Source organism: Phenylobacterium aquaticum, assembly GCF_022695515.1.
Taxonomy (GTDB): Bacteria; Pseudomonadota; Alphaproteobacteria; order Caulobacterales; family Caulobacteraceae; genus Phenylobacterium; species Phenylobacterium aquaticum.
In genome coordinates, this window is sequence record NZ_JALDPT010000005.1 from 19,154 (window position 1) to 35,490 (window position 16,337).

The 16,337-nt window shown below is 68.4% G+C and carries 13 protein-coding genes; 6 read left to right on the plus strand and 7 right to left on the minus strand.

Annotation, left to right across the window (positions count from 1 at the left end; translation table 11 throughout):
- The first annotated feature begins 132 nt into the window (after nucleotides 1–132).
- Complete coding sequence (locus MQH10_RS05180; RefSeq protein ID WP_242563003.1) at nucleotides 133–1,218, plus strand: Rv3169 family protein; 1,086 nt, start codon at nucleotides 133–135, stop codon at nucleotides 1,216–1,218.
- Here the strand turns inward: MQH10_RS05180 and MQH10_RS05185 are convergent.
- Nucleotides 1,215–1,931 (minus strand): TetR/AcrR family transcriptional regulator, encoded by a 717-nt coding sequence (locus MQH10_RS05185; protein ID WP_242563170.1) that lies wholly within the window; start codon nucleotides 1,929–1,931, stop codon nucleotides 1,215–1,217. The genes MQH10_RS05180 and MQH10_RS05185 overlap by 4 nt on opposite strands.
- A gap of 172 nt (nucleotides 1,932–2,103) precedes the next feature.
- On the opposite strand from MQH10_RS05185, the gene MQH10_RS05190 reads away from it, so the two are divergent.
- Together MQH10_RS05190 and MQH10_RS05195 are read left to right on the plus strand one after the other, a co-directional pair.
- The gene (locus MQH10_RS05190) at nucleotides 2,104–2,982 is read left to right on the plus strand and encodes an alpha/beta fold hydrolase (RefSeq protein WP_242563004.1); all 879 of its coding nucleotides are present in this window, start codon (nucleotides 2,104–2,106) and stop codon (nucleotides 2,980–2,982) included.
- 166 nt (nucleotides 2,983–3,148) lie between these two features.
- Nucleotides 3,149–5,389, plus strand: coding sequence for a TonB-dependent receptor (locus tag MQH10_RS05195; protein WP_242563005.1), 2,241 nt, complete (start codon nucleotides 3,149–3,151; stop codon nucleotides 5,387–5,389).
- Nucleotides 5,390–5,447: 58 nt separating this feature from the next.
- Here the strand turns inward: MQH10_RS05195 and MQH10_RS05200 are convergent, their stop codons facing one another.
- On the minus strand, nucleotides 5,448–5,939 hold the full coding sequence (locus MQH10_RS05200) for a group I truncated hemoglobin (protein WP_242563006.1): 492 nt from the start codon (nucleotides 5,937–5,939) through the stop codon (nucleotides 5,448–5,450).
- A gap of 4 nt (nucleotides 5,940–5,943) precedes the next feature.
- Nucleotides 5,944–6,822 (minus strand): DUF3034 family protein, encoded by an 879-nt coding sequence (locus MQH10_RS05205; RefSeq protein ID WP_242563007.1) that lies wholly within the window; start codon nucleotides 6,820–6,822, stop codon nucleotides 5,944–5,946.
- A 258-nt stretch (nucleotides 6,823–7,080) separates the two neighbouring features.
- Here MQH10_RS05205 and MQH10_RS05210 point away from each other — a divergent pair, with 258 nt between their 5' ends.
- Nucleotides 7,081–7,713, plus strand: coding sequence for a methylamine utilization protein (locus MQH10_RS05210; RefSeq protein ID WP_242563008.1), 633 nt, complete (start codon nucleotides 7,081–7,083; stop codon nucleotides 7,711–7,713).
- A gap of 3 nt (nucleotides 7,714–7,716) precedes the next feature.
- On the opposite strand, the gene MQH10_RS05215 is transcribed toward MQH10_RS05210, so the two are convergent.
- Genes MQH10_RS05215 through MQH10_RS05225 form a run of 3 tightly spaced genes read right to left on the minus strand, consistent with a single transcriptional unit; the run spans nucleotide 7,717 to nucleotide 11,923 of the window.
- Nucleotides 7,717–8,949, minus strand: coding sequence for a hypothetical protein (locus tag MQH10_RS05215; RefSeq protein WP_242563009.1), 1,233 nt, complete (start codon nucleotides 8,947–8,949; stop codon nucleotides 7,717–7,719).
- On the minus strand, nucleotides 8,946–11,291 hold the full coding sequence (locus tag MQH10_RS05220; protein WP_242563010.1) for a putative bifunctional diguanylate cyclase/phosphodiesterase: 2,346 nt from the start codon (nucleotides 11,289–11,291) through the stop codon (nucleotides 8,946–8,948). Before MQH10_RS05220 ends, MQH10_RS05215 begins: the two co-directional genes overlap by 4 nt.
- Nucleotides 11,292–11,293: 2 nt before the next feature.
- Nucleotides 11,294–11,923, minus strand: a complete 630-nt coding sequence (locus MQH10_RS05225; RefSeq protein ID WP_242563011.1) for a cupredoxin domain-containing protein — start codon at nucleotides 11,921–11,923, stop codon at nucleotides 11,294–11,296.
- A 237-nt stretch (nucleotides 11,924–12,160) separates the two neighbouring features.
- Here MQH10_RS05225 and MQH10_RS05230 point away from each other — a divergent pair, with 237 nt between their 5' ends.
- On the plus strand, nucleotides 12,161–13,075 hold the full coding sequence (locus MQH10_RS05230) for an AAA family ATPase (RefSeq protein WP_242563012.1): 915 nt from the start codon (nucleotides 12,161–12,163) through the stop codon (nucleotides 13,073–13,075).
- A gap of 5 nt (nucleotides 13,076–13,080) precedes the next feature.
- Nucleotides 13,081–14,436 (plus strand): vWA domain-containing protein, encoded by a 1,356-nt coding sequence (locus MQH10_RS05235; RefSeq protein ID WP_242563013.1) that lies wholly within the window; start codon nucleotides 13,081–13,083, stop codon nucleotides 14,434–14,436.
- A gap of 4 nt (nucleotides 14,437–14,440) precedes the next feature.
- Here the strand turns inward: MQH10_RS05235 and MQH10_RS05240 are convergent, their stop codons facing one another.
- Nucleotides 14,441–16,330 (minus strand): methyl-accepting chemotaxis protein, encoded by a 1,890-nt coding sequence (locus MQH10_RS05240; RefSeq protein ID WP_242563014.1) that lies wholly within the window; start codon nucleotides 16,328–16,330, stop codon nucleotides 14,441–14,443.
- Nucleotides 16,331–16,337 lie beyond the last annotated feature (7 nt).

Here is a 16,337-nt window from a genome sequence, read left to right on the forward strand (position 1 = left end):
TCCTTCCCTGGCGTCAGCAGAGCCACGCCTCCCTTTTGTTGTTATCTCTGATCACCTGGATACCGCCGACCGGCCAACGGTCGCAAGACTGACGCAGGGCGAACCTAGGCTCGCCCCCAAGGGAGAAGGCTCATGCTGACCAAGGCCGACGACTATCCGATCCACCAGACGCCGGAGCCGATCGCCTATTCCGGCACCGACCGGAACTTCTACGATCGCTATTTCTTCAATGGCTACAACCCCGACGGGACGGAGTTCTTCGCGGCGGCCTTCGGGGTGTATCCGCACCTGAACATCGCCGACGCCCATTTCTCGGTGATCCGCGACGGGGTCGAGCACTGCCTGCACGCCTCGAAGTTCCTGAACATGGAGCGGATGGACATCGTCTGCGGGCCGATCCGCGTCGAGATTCTCGAGCCGCTGCAGAAGCTGAAGCTCACCGTGGCGCCGTCCAACGGCTTCGCCGCCGAGATCGTGTTCGAGGGGCGGACCTTCCCGATCGAGGAGCCGCGGTTCATGCACCGCATCGGTCCGCGCGCCTTCATGGACTATACCCGCCTGACCCAGAACGTCCGCTGCTCGGGCTGGATCGAGATCGACGGCGTGCGCCGCGACCTGCAGGCCGGCGCCGTCGGCACCCGCGACCGCTCCTGGGGCGTGCGCCCGGTTGGGGCCGCCGATCCCCAGCCCCCCGTGCCGCCGGTCATGCCGACCTTCTTCTGGCAATGGACGCCGCTAAACTTCGCCGACCGCAGCGTGTTCTTCCACGTCAACGCCAATCCGGACGGCCAGCCCTGGAACACCCGCGCGGTGATCCTCGAGGACGGTGCGGGCCCGGAGGACGGCTTCCACACCTCGGGCGCCTCGATCCAGGATGTCAGCTTCATCCCCGGCACCAAGCACGCCAAGACCGGCGAGCTGGTGATTCCGCTGCAGCAGGGCCAGGCCAGGGTGAAGTTCGAGCCCTTCCTGACTTTCCTGATGCGCGGCATCGGCTATGGCCATCCCCAGTGGCGCCACGGGGGCTTCAAGGGTGAGCTGGTGGTCGAGCGCGAGGACATTGTGCTGGCCGACCAGAACATGGGGGCCATGGAGAACCTGCACATCCAGGCGCTCAGCCACGTCACCCTCACGGTTCCGGGCGAGGAGCCCCAGCGCGGCATGGGCGTGTTCGAGCAGCTGATCCTCGGGGCCTATCACCCCTACGGCGTCAGCTAGTCCTTGCAGACGGCCCGAAATCCCGCGGCGGCGTAGGCGATCATGCGCGGCGTCACCGCGGCGATGTCCTCCGACCGGCAGATCCCGCCCGACAGGGTGTCGATCCGCCCGGTCTCGGCCAGGGTCAGGGTCAGCGAGCCCGAGAGCATGTGGTAGGACCAGAACAGGTCCGTCTCGCTCGCGCTCGGCAGGGCCCGCTTCACCACCTTGATCAGCCGGTGGATCACCGGGTCGAAATAGCGGGTCATGGTCTCCCCGCCCCAGACCGGCGTATTGTTGACCACCCCGATCAGGGCGAAATAGGCCCGCCAGCCCGGACCGGCGTTGGCGCAGCGCTCCAGCACGGGATTGAGGAAGGCGGCCACCGCGCCCTCGACCGTCACGTGGTCGCCGGCCTCGGACTCATAGCGGTCCATCGCCTCCATGCGGTCCTGGTTCAGCACCTCGGCGCGGCGCAGGAACACGGCGTCGAACAGGCCCTTCTTGGAGTCGAAGTAGTAGTGCAGCAGGGCGGTGTCGACCTTGGCCCGCTTGGCCACGGTGCGCAGGGTGACCCCGTCGAAGCCGTGGCGGGAGAACTCCTGCTCGGCGACATCAAGGATGCGTTCGCGGGTCTCGAAGCTCTTCTGGGCGCGGGATTTGCCGCCGCGGCGGGAAGGCCGCGGCGCGGCGGCGTCCGGCGCGGGGTCTGGCGAGGCCTTGGCCTCCGGCACGGTCGACAAGATTGCGGCTCCCCGAGGGCGTCGAACACCCAGTATGGCCCGCCCCCGCCAGGGTTCAACCGCGCCGGTCACGGCGTCAAGCGGCGAAGCTTGGCGTTACTCATCAGATGATGAATGATCCGCCCTGGGATGCGAAGGCGCGTCCGCCCTACCGGAGCCCGACATGTCCGCCGCCGACCGTTTCTGGACCAGCCTTGATGGCCTGACCCTCTATGCCCGCGACCACGCCCCCGCCGACGGTCCCGCGCGCCTGCCGGTGATCTGCCTGCACGGCCTGACCCGCAATTCGCGGGACTTCGAGGAGCTGGCCCCGCGGATGGCCGCCCGGGGCCGCAGGGTTCTGGCGCTCGATGTCCGCGGGCGGGGCCGTTCGGCCTGGGATCCCCAGCCGATGAACTACAACCCGGCGGTCTATGCCGGCGACGTCGCGGCCCTGTGCGATCAGGCCGGGGTGTCGCGCGCCCTGTTCGTCGGCACCTCCATGGGCGGACTGATCACCTTGACCCTGGCCGCCCTGCGCCCGGACCTGGTCGCCGGGGCGGTGCTCAACGACGTGGGGCCACAGGTCGGCGCCGCGGGCCTGGCGCGGATCGCCGGCTATGTGGGCGGCGCGCCGGAGGTGAAGTCCTGGGCCGAGGCCGCCGCCTATGCGCGGGCCACCAATGGCGAGGCCCTGCCTGGCCTCAGCGACGCAGACTGGGCGCGGTTCGCCCGCCGGGTGTTTCGCGAGGACGCGGCCGGACGCCTGACGCTCGACTATGACCCGGCGATCTCGGAGGTCTTCAAGATCGCCCCGACCGCCACCCCCGCGGCGACGCCGCCGGATCTCTGGCCGCTGTTTACGGCGCTTGCGACCGGCCGCCCCCTCCTGCTCGTGCGCGGCGAGGCCTCCGACATCCTGGAGCCCGAGACGGCGGACCGCATGGGGACCGTCGCGCCGCACATGCGCCGCGTGGACGTGCCCGGCGTCGGCCATGCGCCCACTCTGGAAGAACCCCAGGCGACGCAGGCGATCGACGCCTTCCTGGCCGACGCGCCCTGACCTGATCCCGGTCGTACCGACGGTGTGGCTTGCCTGCATCGGTCGCTCCATATCCCGCGCACTAATTCACTCATCGAGGAATGAATTATTGACGCGCGGACAGGGCGAACGCAGTTTCGTCGCCAATCAGTTGCGCCCGCTTGAGGGCGTAAGGGGAGGAAACTTCATGCGCTTCAATTGGAAGCTCGCGCTTGTCGCGGGCGCGGCTTGGTCTGTTTACGCCGGCGCGGCCGCCGCCGCGGCCCCGGACGCCACCGTCGAGGAACTGGTGGTCACCGCCCGCCGGACCGAGGAAAACCTGCAATCGACCCCGGTGGCGATCACCGCCTTCTCGGAAAAGGCCCTTGAGCGCCAGGGCGCGCTCGCCATCACCGACCTTCAGGGCGCCGTGCCCAACATGAACCTGGTCCAGGGCCGGGGCTCGTCCAACGCCACCAATATCTATATCCGCGGCGTCGGCCAGCCGGACGCCCTGCAGACCTTCGACCCCGCCGTCGGCGTCTATGTCGACGACGTCTATTTCAGCCGCATCCGCGGCACCCAGTTCGACCTCCTGGACCTCGCCCGCGTCGAGGTGCTGCGCGGCCCGCAAGGCACGCTCTACGGCAAGAACACCATCGGCGGCGCCCTGAAGCTCGTCTCGCTCGCCCCCGACCAGACCGTCCGCTCCAAGGCCTCGGTCAGCGTCGGCGACTACGGCATGTTCGAGGCCAAGCTCGGTCTGTCGGGTCCGATCACCGACACCCTGGCGGCCGGCTTCGCCGCCATGGGCTCGCGTCACGACGGCTATGTGACCGACCCGGTCAGCCACGCCGACTACAATAACAAGAACACCATCGCCCTGCGCACGGCGCTCGCCTGGACGCCGACCGACAAGTACCGGGCCGACCTCGCCGCCGACTACACCCACGACAATTCGCACATGACCGTGGGCCAGCCGACCAACACGCTCACCTCGGCGTTCGGCCAGACCCTCTATGTCGTGCCGGCCGTGATCCCGGAATACAACTTCCAGACCACGACCACGTCCGGCCTGCCGAACAAGACCCGCTTCGAACACTGGGGCGTCTCGGCCAACCAGACCTACAAGCTGACCGACACCCTCACGGCCAAGCTGATCAGTTCCTATCGCGAGCTGCGCAGCGACGACTACATCGACATCGACGCCACGGCCGTCCAGCTGGGCGACGTCCTGGTCTCGCCCGATCAGAACCAGCACAGCGAAGAGCTGCAGCTGAACTACGCCTCGGGCGGCTGGAACGTCGTCGGCGGCGTCTATTACCTGCGCGAACATGTGAAGTCGCACCAGGAGGCCTACGCCAACGCCTTCGTCCAGCCCTTCACCTTCCTGCGCACGATCGACGACAACCTCTCGACCACCAGCTGGGCGGGCTATGTCAACGGCAGCTATTCCCTGACCGACGCCCTGCGGATCTCCGCCGGCCTGCGCTACACCCAGGATGAGAAGACCTACTACCGCACGACCTCGACCTTCTCGAACCTGGCCGCCCTGCGCGGGACCTTCGCGTTCACCGGCAAGAAGAGCTGGGACGACGTCTCGCCGATGATCAGCCTGGATTATCAGGCGACGGACGATCTGTTCTTCTATGGCCGCGTCGCCAAGGGCTTCAAGTCGGGCGGCTTCAACGGCCGGGCCAACAATCCGGGCGAGGACCAGCCCTACAATCCCGAGACCGTGGTCTCCTACGAAGCCGGCGTGAAGAGCCAACTGTGGGATCGCCGCGCCCGGGCCAACTTCACGATCTTCTACAACGACTATCAGGACTTCCAGGCCCGCGTCGGCCGCGCCGTCACCTCGCCGACCCAGATCATCCCCTCGATCGACTTCGCGGTGCTGAACGCCGGCCAGCTGAAGATCTACGGGGCGGAACTGGAATTCGCCGCCAACCCGATCCCGGGCCTCAGCCTGAACGCCGACCTGGGCTATCTGCACGCGGAATACGGCGAGTTCCTGGAACAGCGCGCCGCCAGCGCCCCGGCCACCGGCTTCACCGTCCTGGATCGGTCGTGGCAGACCCCGGCCTTCTCGCCGGAATGGACCGCCCGCCTCGCCGGGTCCTATGAGTTCAATCTCGGCGACAAGGGCTTCGTGACGGTCGGCGGCCAGGCCCGCTACCGCTCGGAAATGGCGCTGGCGATCGACAACGCCAACCTGACCACCCGCGCCAAGTTCCCGGGCATGTGGCAGTCCGCCTATTGGCTCTATGACGCCCAAATCGTCTGGGAAGCCCCCGACCGCAAGCTGTCGGCCGGCCTCTACGGCAAGAACCTGAGCGACGAGGTCTACAAGACCGACGCCCAGGAGTTCTCGTCGGTCGGCGGCATCCGCACGGCCTATTACGGCAATCCGCGGACCTGGTTCGTGACGGTCAGCTACAAGTACTAGGACCGGTCCTCACCGGCCCCAAGGAAAGGCCCGCGCTTCGGCGCGGGCCTTTTTCGTATCAGCGGGTGACCACGTCGCGATGCATGGGCGCGAGCTTGGCGAGCAGCTGGTTCTGGGCGCGGAAGGCGACGCCCTCCTGGTCCATGGCCTTCTGCAGGTTCTCCACCAGGGCGTTGAACTCGGCGGTGTTGATCCCCTGGTCCTTGTGGGCGGTCTTCATGTCGCGGCCGGTGTAGTCGACACCGGCGCCCAGCAGGTAGTCGAACTGTTCCTTCAGCGTCCGGCGCAGCCGCTCCAGGTCGGTGGCGTGGAAGATCTCGGCCAGGCGGGGATCGGCGACGCTGAGATCGACCATGCGGTCCACCACCCGGGCGACGCCGGCCTGGCCATGGAAGGCCGCCAGCATCTGGTCGCCGGTGAAGGGCTGAGCGCCCGCATTGGCGTTGGAGACCGTATAGGGATCGACGGGCTTCTCGGCGGCGATCGCGGGCGCCGCCCAGGCGAGACCCGCCGCGGCGATCAGGGTCGGGATGAGACGTGTCGCGAGCATGTTCCTAGAACCCCGCCTGGAGGGACAGATAGAGGCCGCGCTGACCCTTGAAGGTGGCGACCTCGCCGAGGTCGGCATAGGCCGCCGTGATCGACAGGTGCTTGTTCACCGCATAGGCGGCGAAGAGGTCCATCCAGTCGTCCTCCTTCAGGCCGGCCAGATTGTCGGGCTTAGTCCGGTACTCCGCCCCGATCAGCAGGCGCTTGGTGACCAGGAGGCCGGCCGAGCCCTCGAACTGCAGGGAATAGTCGTCCTTCTTGCCGCCGCCGAAGCCCAGCAGGCCGGCCTGGTTGGCCTTGGTGGCGCGCAGCGTCCCGTCGAGGACCAGGCTCTGGTTCAGCAGCACCTTGGTCGCGGCGACATAGTAGTCGACGCCGCTGTCGTCCTTGCCGCCGATCGCCTTGATGATCGCGCCGCGGTCGTTGTGCTTGAACTGCACGCCGACGGCCACCTGGGGCGCCCAGCTGTCCTGGGCGTAGACGGCGTCGCCCGCCACCCGCAGCTTCGCGCCGAAAACGTCCTGGTGGAAGGTGAAGCCCGAGCCCAGGCCCAGCTTGGCGCCGGTGGCCCCGGTGTCGAAGGCCTGGCGCGCATAGGAGACCTCAATCCGATCGCGGAAGCCCAGCGACGCGCCATAGGCGCGGAAGTCGTAGTCGGGCAGATTGACCATCGTGCCGTGGACATTGGCGCCCACTCCGTCGACGGTCTCGTAGCCGGTGATGGTGGCCCAGGAGGCGAGGCCGCCGCCGCCCGCGCCCTCGACATTGGTCACCCCGCCGGTGAGCAGCAGCTTGCCGCCGTTCACCATCTCGCCCGCCCGCGCGGCCCCCGCCGCGCCGAGCAGGCCGACGGCCAGACCGGCCGCCCGCAAAAGTCGTTTCATCGTCGGGTCCCCCAGATCCGCGCGTCCTTGCGGCGCGGCGGTCAACCCGGCGTCCTCCGAGTTGTTCACCGGATGTTATCGATGAATATGTTGACCAATCGTGCACCTAGGGGTGGCGCTGCTCGCGCGGCCCGCCCGCAACACAGTAACAAGCTTGACCATAGTCGATCATTCCAAAGGTCTGATCTTTTCATCCGCCCCGTCCGGTTGCGCTAGACAAGCATCGACCTGACCACGCCCTCGCCGACTGGAGATGTCATGCGTCCCTTTGCCCTGAGCCTGCTGGCCGCCCTCGCCCTGGCGACGACCGCCCGGGCGGCGGATCTGACGGTGGTGGTGCGCACCTCCGCCGGAGAGCCGGTCAAGGACGCCGTGGTCACCCTGGCGCCGGCCGGCGCGCCGGCCGCCCAGCCGATCAAGTTCAGCTGGCCCTATGCGGTGGCCCAGCAGAACATCGCCTTCAATCCCTTCGTGCTGATCGTGCCGGTGGGCTCGGACGTGAACTTTCCGAACAAGGACAATGTCCGCCACCACGTCTATTCGTTCTCGCCCGTGAAGAAGTTCGAGCTGAAGCTTTACGGCCGCGACGAGTCCCGCAGCGTGCGCTTCGACAAGGCCGGGATCGTGCCGCTCGGCTGCAACATCCACGACCAGATGATCGCCTATCTGGTGGTGGTCGATACGCCCTACGCCGCCAAGACCGGCGCCGACGGGGTGGCGGTGATCAAGGGCCTGCCTGCGGGATCCGCCCCCATGACCGTCTGGCAGCCCTATATGAAGGCCGTCCGCAATCAGCAGACCCGCACCGTCAATGTGCCGGCGTCGGGCGGCCGCGAGCAGGTCACCGCCGACCTGCGTCCCGCCCCCTCGATGGGCGACATGAAGCACTGAGGCTCAGAAGCTCAGCCGCAGGGCGGACTGCACCAGGGCCTGGTCCTGGCGGGGCGCGCCGCCGCCATAGGCCCGCGACGGCCGATCGCTGGTGACATAGAGCGCCTCGGTCACCAGGGCGGCGTGGTCCGACAGGCGGTGACGCCAGTCGACCGCGGCCGCCCAGCCGGTCTCGTCATTGTTGTCGAGGGCCTGGAGCGTCCGGTCATTGACCTCGAAGGCGTCGAGACGGCCGCTCAGCATGTCCTCGCCCAGCCGCTTCTGGACCATCAGATAGGCGGCGCGAAAGCCGACATCGATCCAGCGGTCGCCGCGCCGGCGGAAGCCCATCAGGGTCTCGCCGTTCATCGCCTGGGCCTGCAGCCGGACGGTGTCGCTCAGCTCCCAGCGGGCGCCGAGGTTGAGGAACCGCGTCTCCCAGGACCACTGGCCGTCCTTGACCGAGGTCCGGTCGCCGCCGTTGTCGTAATAGGTGGCGTTCAGCACCACCGCGGCCGGGGGACGCCATTCCAGCCGGCCGTAATAGCCCGGTCGGCCGTCGAGCTCGCGGAACGGATAGGTGTCCTCGTCCTGGCGCGGGGTCATGAAGGCCGACATCGGCGGCAGGGCGAATTCCGTGTGCGGCCCGGCGCGCACGCCGTGCAGGGCCCAGCCGCGGAAGGTCAGCAGGGTGCCCGCCGTATCGTTCCAGCCGAACACCCCGCCGGTGGTGGTCAGCTCGTGATCGCCCAGCGTCTGCGTCAGGCTGGCCTCGACGCCGGCGACCTTCACCTCCTCCCCGATCCAGCTGTTGATCGCCGAGGCGCTGAGCATGTCCGGATCGCTCCAGGCGACGCCCTCGTGCTCCATCGAGACGGGCGGATAATAGAGGCCGGCCCGGCCCTGGATCCGGCCCAGCGGGGTCGGCGGCGCCTTGAGCTTCAGATAGGCTTCGTTCCAGTCGAGGCGGGGCGACAGCTGCGGCTGGTAGTCGGCGCTGACCACGGCGCTGGCCGCGAAACCCAGGCGCGGCTTCCATTCGAGCGCGATGTCGCTGAGGGACAGGCCGTTGTCGGTGCGTCCGGTCTTGCCGAAGCCGCCGGCCAGGAACCCGCGCTCCCCGTCCCCGGAGGCCAGGCGGATATCGGCCTGGCCGTGCAGGGTGTCGGCGCCGAACAGGTTCGACTGGGCATGGGCCGCGCCGGCCGCCAGGAGCGCGGCGATCAGGCCGGCCGGGGCGATGCGGGACAGCCTCATCCGTGCGCGATCCGTTCGGCGGGATCCACCCGCAGGAAGTCCATCAGCTCGCCCAGGGGCTGGGGTTTCGCGATCAGATAGCCCTGGATCGAGTCGCAGCCCATGGCCGCCAGCAGCTGGAAGGTGTTGGCCGTCTCCACCCCCTCGGCGGTGACCTTCAGGCCCAGGCTGTGGGCCAGGTCGATGGTCGAGCGCACGATCAGGGCGTCGCGCTGGCTCTCGGACACGTCGGTGATCAGCGACTTGTCGATCTTCAGCTCATGGCCGCGGATCTGCTTCAGATAGGCGAGCGACGACAGGCCGGAGCCGAAGTCGTCGATAGAGATGCTCACGCCCGCGTCGCGGAACCGGTCGAGGATCTGCAGGGCCAGGTCGGGGTTCTCAATCACCGCGGTCTCGGTAATCTCGAAGGTCAGCTTGCCGGCCGCCTTGGGCGTCGTGCGCGCGACCAGGTCGGCGAAGTCGTTGTCGCCCAGCAGGCGGCCGGAGATGTTGATGGCGATGTCGAGCTCATGGCCCTCGCGGGCCAGGGCCGCCTGGTCCTCGACCGCCTGGCGCAGCACCCAGTCGGTCAGGGTGCGGATGTGGCCGGTCTCCTCGGCCATGGGGATGAACAGGTCGGGGCGCAGCATGCCGCGGGTCGGATGGCGCCAACGCACCAGTCCCTCGGCCGCGTGAACCCCCCGGCGGCGCAGGTCGTATTTCGGCTGATGATAGAGTTCGATCTGACCGGAGCGGATCGCCCACAGCATGCCGCTCATCAGGGCCAGGTTCGAGGACGGGTCGCCATAGGCCTCCGCATCGAAGAACGCCGTCTTGCGCTTGGCGCCTCGGGCCTGGTCGAGGGCGATCGTGGCGCGTTCGATGGCGGTGGCCGAGGCGCCGGTCGCCTCGACGCGCGCCAGTCCGACGCTGAGGCTGACATCGATGGCGTCGCCGCTGACATGCAGGGGCTGTTCGAGGTCCGAGAGCAGATAGCCCACCATGGCCTCGGCGGCCGAGGCGTCCGGCGCGCTGAACACCAGCCCGACCACCGCGGTCGACAGACGCGCGACCGCGCCCTCTTCCCTGAGGCCCGCCAGCCGTTCGCCGACCTCGCGCACCACCTGGGCGGCCAGGGCGTAGCCGATCGCGCCGCGCACATGGGCGAAACGCTCAATGCCCATTACCGCGACGAACAGCGGCCCTTCCTCGCGCCGCTCGTCGATCGCCCGCTCCAGCGACAGGCGATTGGGCAGGCCGGTCTCGGCGTCATGCAGAGCCAGGTGGGTGATCCGCCGCTCGCGCTCGCGGATCTCGGTGGCCATCAGGTTGAAACTCTCGGCGAGGCGGCCGATCTCGTCCTGGCTGTCGATCGACACATGGCCGTCCTCGCCCCGCTGCAGCCGACGCGCGGCCTCGTCGAGGGTGGAGATCGGGCGGGTCAGGCTGCGGGCCAGGCTCCAGCTGCCGAGGATCACCAGGATCAGGCCCAGCACCCCGGTCAGGGCGATGGTGGCGAACAGAGCCCGATAGGGGGCATAGGCCCGCGACAGGGGATAGGTCAGCAGCAGGGCTGCGCCGTCCTTGCCGGTCAGGGTGGGCAGGGGCTTCACCAGGGCGATGGCGGCGCCGTGCGCCGTGCCAAGCGTCCGAGGCGCCGCGTTGCGGGCGCCGAGCGCATCGGTGACGAACCGGTCGAGATCCGATCGGCCGCGGCCGGCGGGCGTCCCGGCGATCCAGTGGCCGCCGTCCCGGTGCGCCACCGCCGCGTCCAGCGGGATGGCCGACAGCCGCTCCAGTCCGCGCAGCTCCGTGGAGTCCAGCCGGGCGGCGAACACCACCCAGCCGATCAGGTCGGGCGACAGGATCGGCGTAGCCACCATCTGATAGGGCGCGCCGTCGAGGACGAAGATGCCCTGGGGCGAATCCGATTCGTAGAGGGCCGAGAGCAGGGCTTCGGCGTGGGGCGCCAGCCCGCCCTCGTCGGCGGCAGTCACCGAGCCGTCCACGCCGATGATGAAGGCCCGGTCGATCCGGAAGCGGCTGCGGAGGTTCTCCATCGCCGAGACAATGGTCGCCCTGTCCCGTGTCGCCACCGCCTCGCGGAATCCGAAATCCCGCGACAGCAGGGCCGCGCCCTGGCGTAGCTGGTCGGAGCGCAGGGACCAGACCCGGTCGAACACCGTGCCGGAGGCGACGAGCTCGCCGCGGACCTGGCGCTCCACCTGGCTTGAGATTGCACTGAACACCGCCATTGAGATCAGCAGCAGGCTCAGGCCGAACAGCCCGGCATAGAGCACGGTCAGCTTGGTCTGCAGGCGGCGGATCATGGCCAGACGGGACAGGGCGGCGCGCAGCACGATCAGTAGCCCGCGTGCTTCATTGGGGCTGGGCGCAGCTCGACCGCCAGGGCCAGGCTCGCGCCGCCCGCGCCGGGGATCGTCACGGTCCGGACGGCCTCGTTGCGCACGGCCTTGAGATAGGGATGCCAGACCCGCACGGTCGCCGCTCCGGCCGGCAGATCGGGGATCACCGCATGGCCCTGGCCGTCGGTCTTGGCGGCATAGGGGGTGTCGATGATGCGGATGAAGCCCGTCATGTCGTCGTGGATGTTGCACCCCACCGACACGATGCCGGGCTTGTCGAACCGGACATGGCGGGTCTCGTCGCGGCCATAGAGCTTGAGCTCGAAGGTCTTGGCCGGCGAGAACGAATAGACGTGGTGCAGGATCGGATCGAGGTTCGGAAAAGCCACCTCGGCGCCGACGGGGACCAGCAGAACGAAGGGCGTGAACTGCATGTCCTTCTGGGCCATGCGATAGGGCCCGGCGAAATGGATCGGCCCCTTGGGCGGTCCGTCCGCCGTCTCGACCACGATGACGGCGTCCGACACCGGCGCGCCGGACGGAGTCTTGAGGCTGACCGCGAGATCGCCCGCCCAGGCCGGGGCGGCGATCAGCAGCGCCGCCGCGAGGGGGAGAAGCGAGCGCATCGACGCGGAGTCTAGCCAAGCCGATGTGAAATTGAGGTAAATCGCCATTAGCCCTGATCATCGCTCGCCCGTGACGACGCGCGGACTTGCTAAGCACGGGGCGTCTTGGGCATGCTTGCGCCATTGACCTCTCCCGCGGCGTCCATTTCACGCCTCTCATTTCGAAAGCCGACGACTTTGACGATTTTGACTCCCGCCGCGCGCATCGCCGCGACGGCCGCGCCTCAAGCCGCCAGCATGACTTCCGTGGACGCCCTGATCGAAGGCCTGGCCGGGGTGGGCTATATCGCCTCCCGCCGGATCGCGACGGCGCTCTACATGGCGGTGAACCTGCAGAAGCCGATCCTGGTCGAGGGCTCGGCCGGCGTGGGCAAGACCGAACTGGCCCTGTCGACCGCCACCCTGCTCGGCCTGCCGCTGATCCGGATGCAGTGCTACGAGGGCCTGGACGAGTCCAAGGCCCTGTACGAGTGGAAGTACGGCAAGCAGCTGCTCTACACCCAGATCCTCAAGGACCGCATGGGCGCGGCGCTGGGCGACGCGCCGGACATGGACGCCGCCATGGACCGCCTGCACGGCATGGGCGACCTGTTCTTCTCCGAGCCCTTCCTGGAGCCGCGCCCGTTGATGAAGGCGCTGCGCGAGGATGACGGCTGCGTCCTGCTGATCGACGAGATCGACAAGTCCGACGAGGCCTTCGAAGCCTTCCTGCTGGAAGTGCTGTCGGCCTATCAGGTCTCGATTCCCGAGCTTGGGGTCATGAAGGCCAAGACCCCGCCGATCGTGTTCCTGACCTCGAACAATGTCCGCGACCTGGGCGACGCGCTGAAGCGCCGCTGCCTGCACCTGCACATCCCGCTGCCCGATGCGGCGCTGGAGAAGAAGATCGTCGCCAGCCGCGTGCCCGGCATCGAGGAGAAGCTGACCCAGGAACTGGTCAGCTTCGTGCAGTCCCTTCGCACCATGGACCTGCGCAAGTCGCCCTCGATCTCCGAGACCGTCGACTGGGCCCGCGCCCTGATCCTGCTCAACGCCGACAGCCTCGACGCCGAGGTGGTGCGCGACAGCCTCAACGTCCTCTTGAAGTTCGAGCAGGACATCGTCGCGGTCGAGCCGCAGATCGCCGAGCTGATCCGCCGCCCCCTGGCCTGACGCCGATGCAGACCTCGCTTGAGGACTTCTTCCGCGCGCTTCGCGCCGCCGACGTCCGCATCTCGCCGGCCGAGGCGATCGACGCCCACCGCACGGTCGCCCTGGTCGGTTTCGAGGACCGGGTGCTGTTCAAGGACGCGCTCTGCGCGACCCTGGCCAAGACGGCGGACGAGGTGGACCGCTTCGACCGGATCTTCGAGACCTTCTTCACCCGCGACAGCTTCCAGGCCGCCCCACCGCCCGGCGAGGGCGAGCGGATGGAGGACCTGCCGCCGGAGGCCGAGCAATCGGAGCTCGCCCGCATGCTGATGGACGGCGACGCCTCGGCCCTGGCCCAGGCCATGGAGGAGGCCGCCGACCGCGCCCAGGTCTCGCAGATCCGCCTGTCCACCCAGCGCAGCCGCCTGACCCGCAAGCTCCTGGAGGAAATGGGCCTGTCGGAGATCGAGCGGATCATCGCCGCCGCCCGAAAGTCCGAGGACGCCCGCACCCAGGCCGCCGGCCAGCGGCTGGAACAGGCCCGCAAGGCCCTGACCGAGGAAGCCGGCCGTTATGTCGAGCGCCAGCACGAGCTCTACGCCGCCGAGAGCGGGCGCAACCTCCGCGAGGACCTGCTGGCCCGCAAGGCCCTGAACGCCGAGGGCGGGATCGACCCCGTCGACCAGGCCATGATGCAGGCGCTGGTCAAGCGCATGGCCAAGCGGCTGGCCGACCGCTACTCCCGTCGCCGCCACGTCGCCTGGACCGGCCACCTCGATGTCCGCCGGACCCTGCGCAAGTCCATGGGCTATGGCGGCATGCCCTTCGACATCGTCTTCAAGACCAAGAAGATCGACAAGCCGTCGATCGTGGCGATCTGCGATGTGTCCAAGTCCGTGGCCGCCGCCGCCCAGTTCCTGCTGACCTTCCTCTATTCGCTGAACGAGGTGGTCGACCGCATGGAGGCCTTCGCCTTCTCCGGGCGGATGATCAGCGTCAACGCCGTGCTCGACGAGCACCGGATCGAGACGGCGATCCTGGAGGTGCTGAAGCAGATCGGCTTCCAGCAGACCGACTATGGCAAGTCGCTCGAGGACTTCTGCGAGCAGCACCTGGACCAGATCGACCGCCACACCACGGTGATCATCCTGGGGGACGCGCGGTCAAACTACGCCGATCCCCGCCTGGACCTCTTGGCCACCATCCAGAAGCGGGCCCGGGCGGTGATCTGGCTGAACCCCGAACCCGAGAGCTATTGGGGCCAGGGCGACAGCGTGATGCACCGCTATGAGCGGTTCTGCCACGTGGCCAAGCAGTGCAACACGCTCGCCCAGCTGGAGCGGATCATCGAGGACGTGCTGCGGACCTATATCCCGCACTGACCTTTCAGATCAGGCGGCGCGCGGCGGACGTCGGGCGCCGTCCGGGCAGACGGAACGCCGAGACCAGCTGGTCGAGCACCTGGGCCTGGCCCTTCAGCGAATGGGCCGCGGCCGTGGTCTCCTCGACCATGGCGGCGTTCTGCTGGGTGACCTGGTCCATCTGGTTGACCGCGGTGTTGACCTCCGACAGGCCGATGGCCTGTTCTTTGGCGGTCGCCGAGATCTCCTGCACCAGGGTCGAGATCCCGCCGACCCGCTCCAGGATCCGCGTCAGGGCCCCGCCGGCCTGGCCGACCAGCTGCACGCCCTCCCCCACCTGGCGGCTGGATTCGCTGATCAGGGTCTTGATCTGCTTGGCCGCGTCGGCCGAGCGCTGGGCCAGGGCCCGGACCTCGGAGGCCACCACGGCGAAGCCCTTGCCGGCCTCGCCCGCCCGGGCCGCCTCGACCCCGGCGTTCAGGGCCAAGAGGTTGGTCTGGAAGGCGATCTCGTCGATCACCCCGATGATCTGGCCGATCTGGCTGGACGAGGCCTCGATCTCGCCGACCTTGGTGACGGCGGCGCTGACCGCCTGCTCGGTCGTCCGGGCCTCTTCATGGGTCTCGACGACCCGCTTCTGGGCCTCAAGGGCGCTGGCGGCGGTCTTCTTCACCGTCGCGGTGATCTGGTCGAGGGCGGCGGCCGTCTGTTCCAGGCTGGCGGCCTGGTGCTCGGTGCGGCGCGACAGATCGTCGGCGGCGGCCGAGATCTCGTCGGCGCCGACGCCCACGCTGCCGGCCGACTCGCGGATTTGGGCGATGGTCGAGGCCAGGCGCTCGGCGGCGGCGTTGAAGTCCGCCTTCAGGGCGGCGTATTCGGCCGCCAGATCCTTGTCGATCCGGGCCGTCAGGTCGCCATCGGACAGATGCGACAGGGCGGAGGCGACGGTGGCGACCACCTCGGCGCGCTCGGCGTCGGCCCGGCGCCGCTCCATATCGCGCTCAACGCGTTCCTGCTCAGCGAGACCACGCTCCTCTTCCTGCTGCAGGCGCGCCGATTTGCGCTCAAGCGCCGCGTCGCGGAACACCGCCACCGAGGTGACCATGTGGCCCAGTTCGTCATTGGAGGCCTGCAAAGGGATCGGGCGCTCGTAGTCGCCCTCCGCGAGATGGCCCATGTAACCGGCTAGGTCGCCCAAGGGACGCAGGACGCGCCGACGCAGGCGCGAGATCAGCATCATGCCCCAAGCGCCGGCGCCCAGGGCGATCAGCCCATAGACCACCACCGCAAGATTCTGCTGATCGGTCAGGCGTTTCTCCTGCTTGAGATTCTCCGCCTCAATCCGGGCCTGAACCGCTTTCAGGGACTTGGCCGCGTTGTCGACCTCGCCCGCCAGGGCTTCGCTGGCCGCGTCGAACTGGGGCATCGACAGATTGCCGGCCTCGGCGCCGCCGTCGACATAGGCATGGGCCATGCTCTGGCCGACGCTGTAATAGTTGGGGAACTTGCTCTTCACGGCGGCCAGGGCCGCGGCGAGTTCGTCGGCCTTGAGGTCCTGGGCGAGGGTCTGGGCGCGCGCGATGTCGCGCTCAAAGGCCTGGGCGTTCTTCTCTGCTTCGCCCCAGCCGTCATCCATGCCGTTCAGGCCGCGGGTGGCCGACACGTCTGTAAGGAACTGCTGGACCTGGACGATCTCCAACTGGATCTGCTTCTGCAGGACCGACAGTTCGATGATCTCGCCGTTGACCCGGTCGTCGCGTGCGTTCTCGGCCGCGCGCTGGTGATTGGCGAACTCTCCATAGGCCGCGCTCATCGCCGCCTGGCCCGCCGCGACCAGCACCAGACCCAGGGTCGCGCCGACAATGAAGCGTTCAATCGCCTTGGGTCGTCCGCCCGCGTTCCTGGGGTTCGACATGCCCGAC

What these genes read in the sequence shown, in the direction of transcription:
- MQH10_RS05180 (WP_242563003.1), top strand. Translation starts at nt 133, where the DNA reads ATGCTGACCAAGGCCGACGACTATCCGATCCACCAGACGCCGGAGCCG.
- MQH10_RS05190 (WP_242563004.1), top strand. Translation starts at nt 2,104, where the DNA reads ATGTCCGCCGCCGACCGTTTCTGGACCAGCCTTGATGGCCTGACCCTC.
- MQH10_RS05195 (WP_242563005.1), top strand. Translation starts at nt 3,149, where the DNA reads ATGCGCTTCAATTGGAAGCTCGCGCTTGTCGCGGGCGCGGCTTGGTCT.
- MQH10_RS05200 (WP_242563006.1), bottom strand. Translation starts at nt 5,939, where the DNA reads ATGCTCGCGACACGTCTCATCCCGACCCTGATCGCCGCGGCGGGTCTC.
- MQH10_RS05205 (WP_242563007.1), bottom strand. Translation starts at nt 6,822, where the DNA reads ATGAAACGACTTTTGCGGGCGGCCGGTCTGGCCGTCGGCCTGCTCGGC.
- MQH10_RS05210 (WP_242563008.1), top strand. Translation starts at nt 7,081, where the DNA reads ATGCGTCCCTTTGCCCTGAGCCTGCTGGCCGCCCTCGCCCTGGCGACG.
- MQH10_RS05215 (WP_242563009.1), bottom strand. Translation starts at nt 8,949, where the DNA reads ATGAGGCTGTCCCGCATCGCCCCGGCCGGCCTGATCGCCGCGCTCCTG.
- MQH10_RS05225 (WP_242563011.1), bottom strand. Translation starts at nt 11,923, where the DNA reads ATGCGCTCGCTTCTCCCCCTCGCGGCGGCGCTGCTGATCGCCGCCCCG.
- MQH10_RS05230 (WP_242563012.1), top strand. Translation starts at nt 12,161, where the DNA reads ATGACTTCCGTGGACGCCCTGATCGAAGGCCTGGCCGGGGTGGGCTAT.
- MQH10_RS05235 (WP_242563013.1), top strand. Translation starts at nt 13,081, where the DNA reads ATGCAGACCTCGCTTGAGGACTTCTTCCGCGCGCTTCGCGCCGCCGAC.
- MQH10_RS05240 (WP_242563014.1), bottom strand. Translation starts at nt 16,330, where the DNA reads ATGTCGAACCCCAGGAACGCGGGCGGACGACCCAAGGCGATTGAACGC.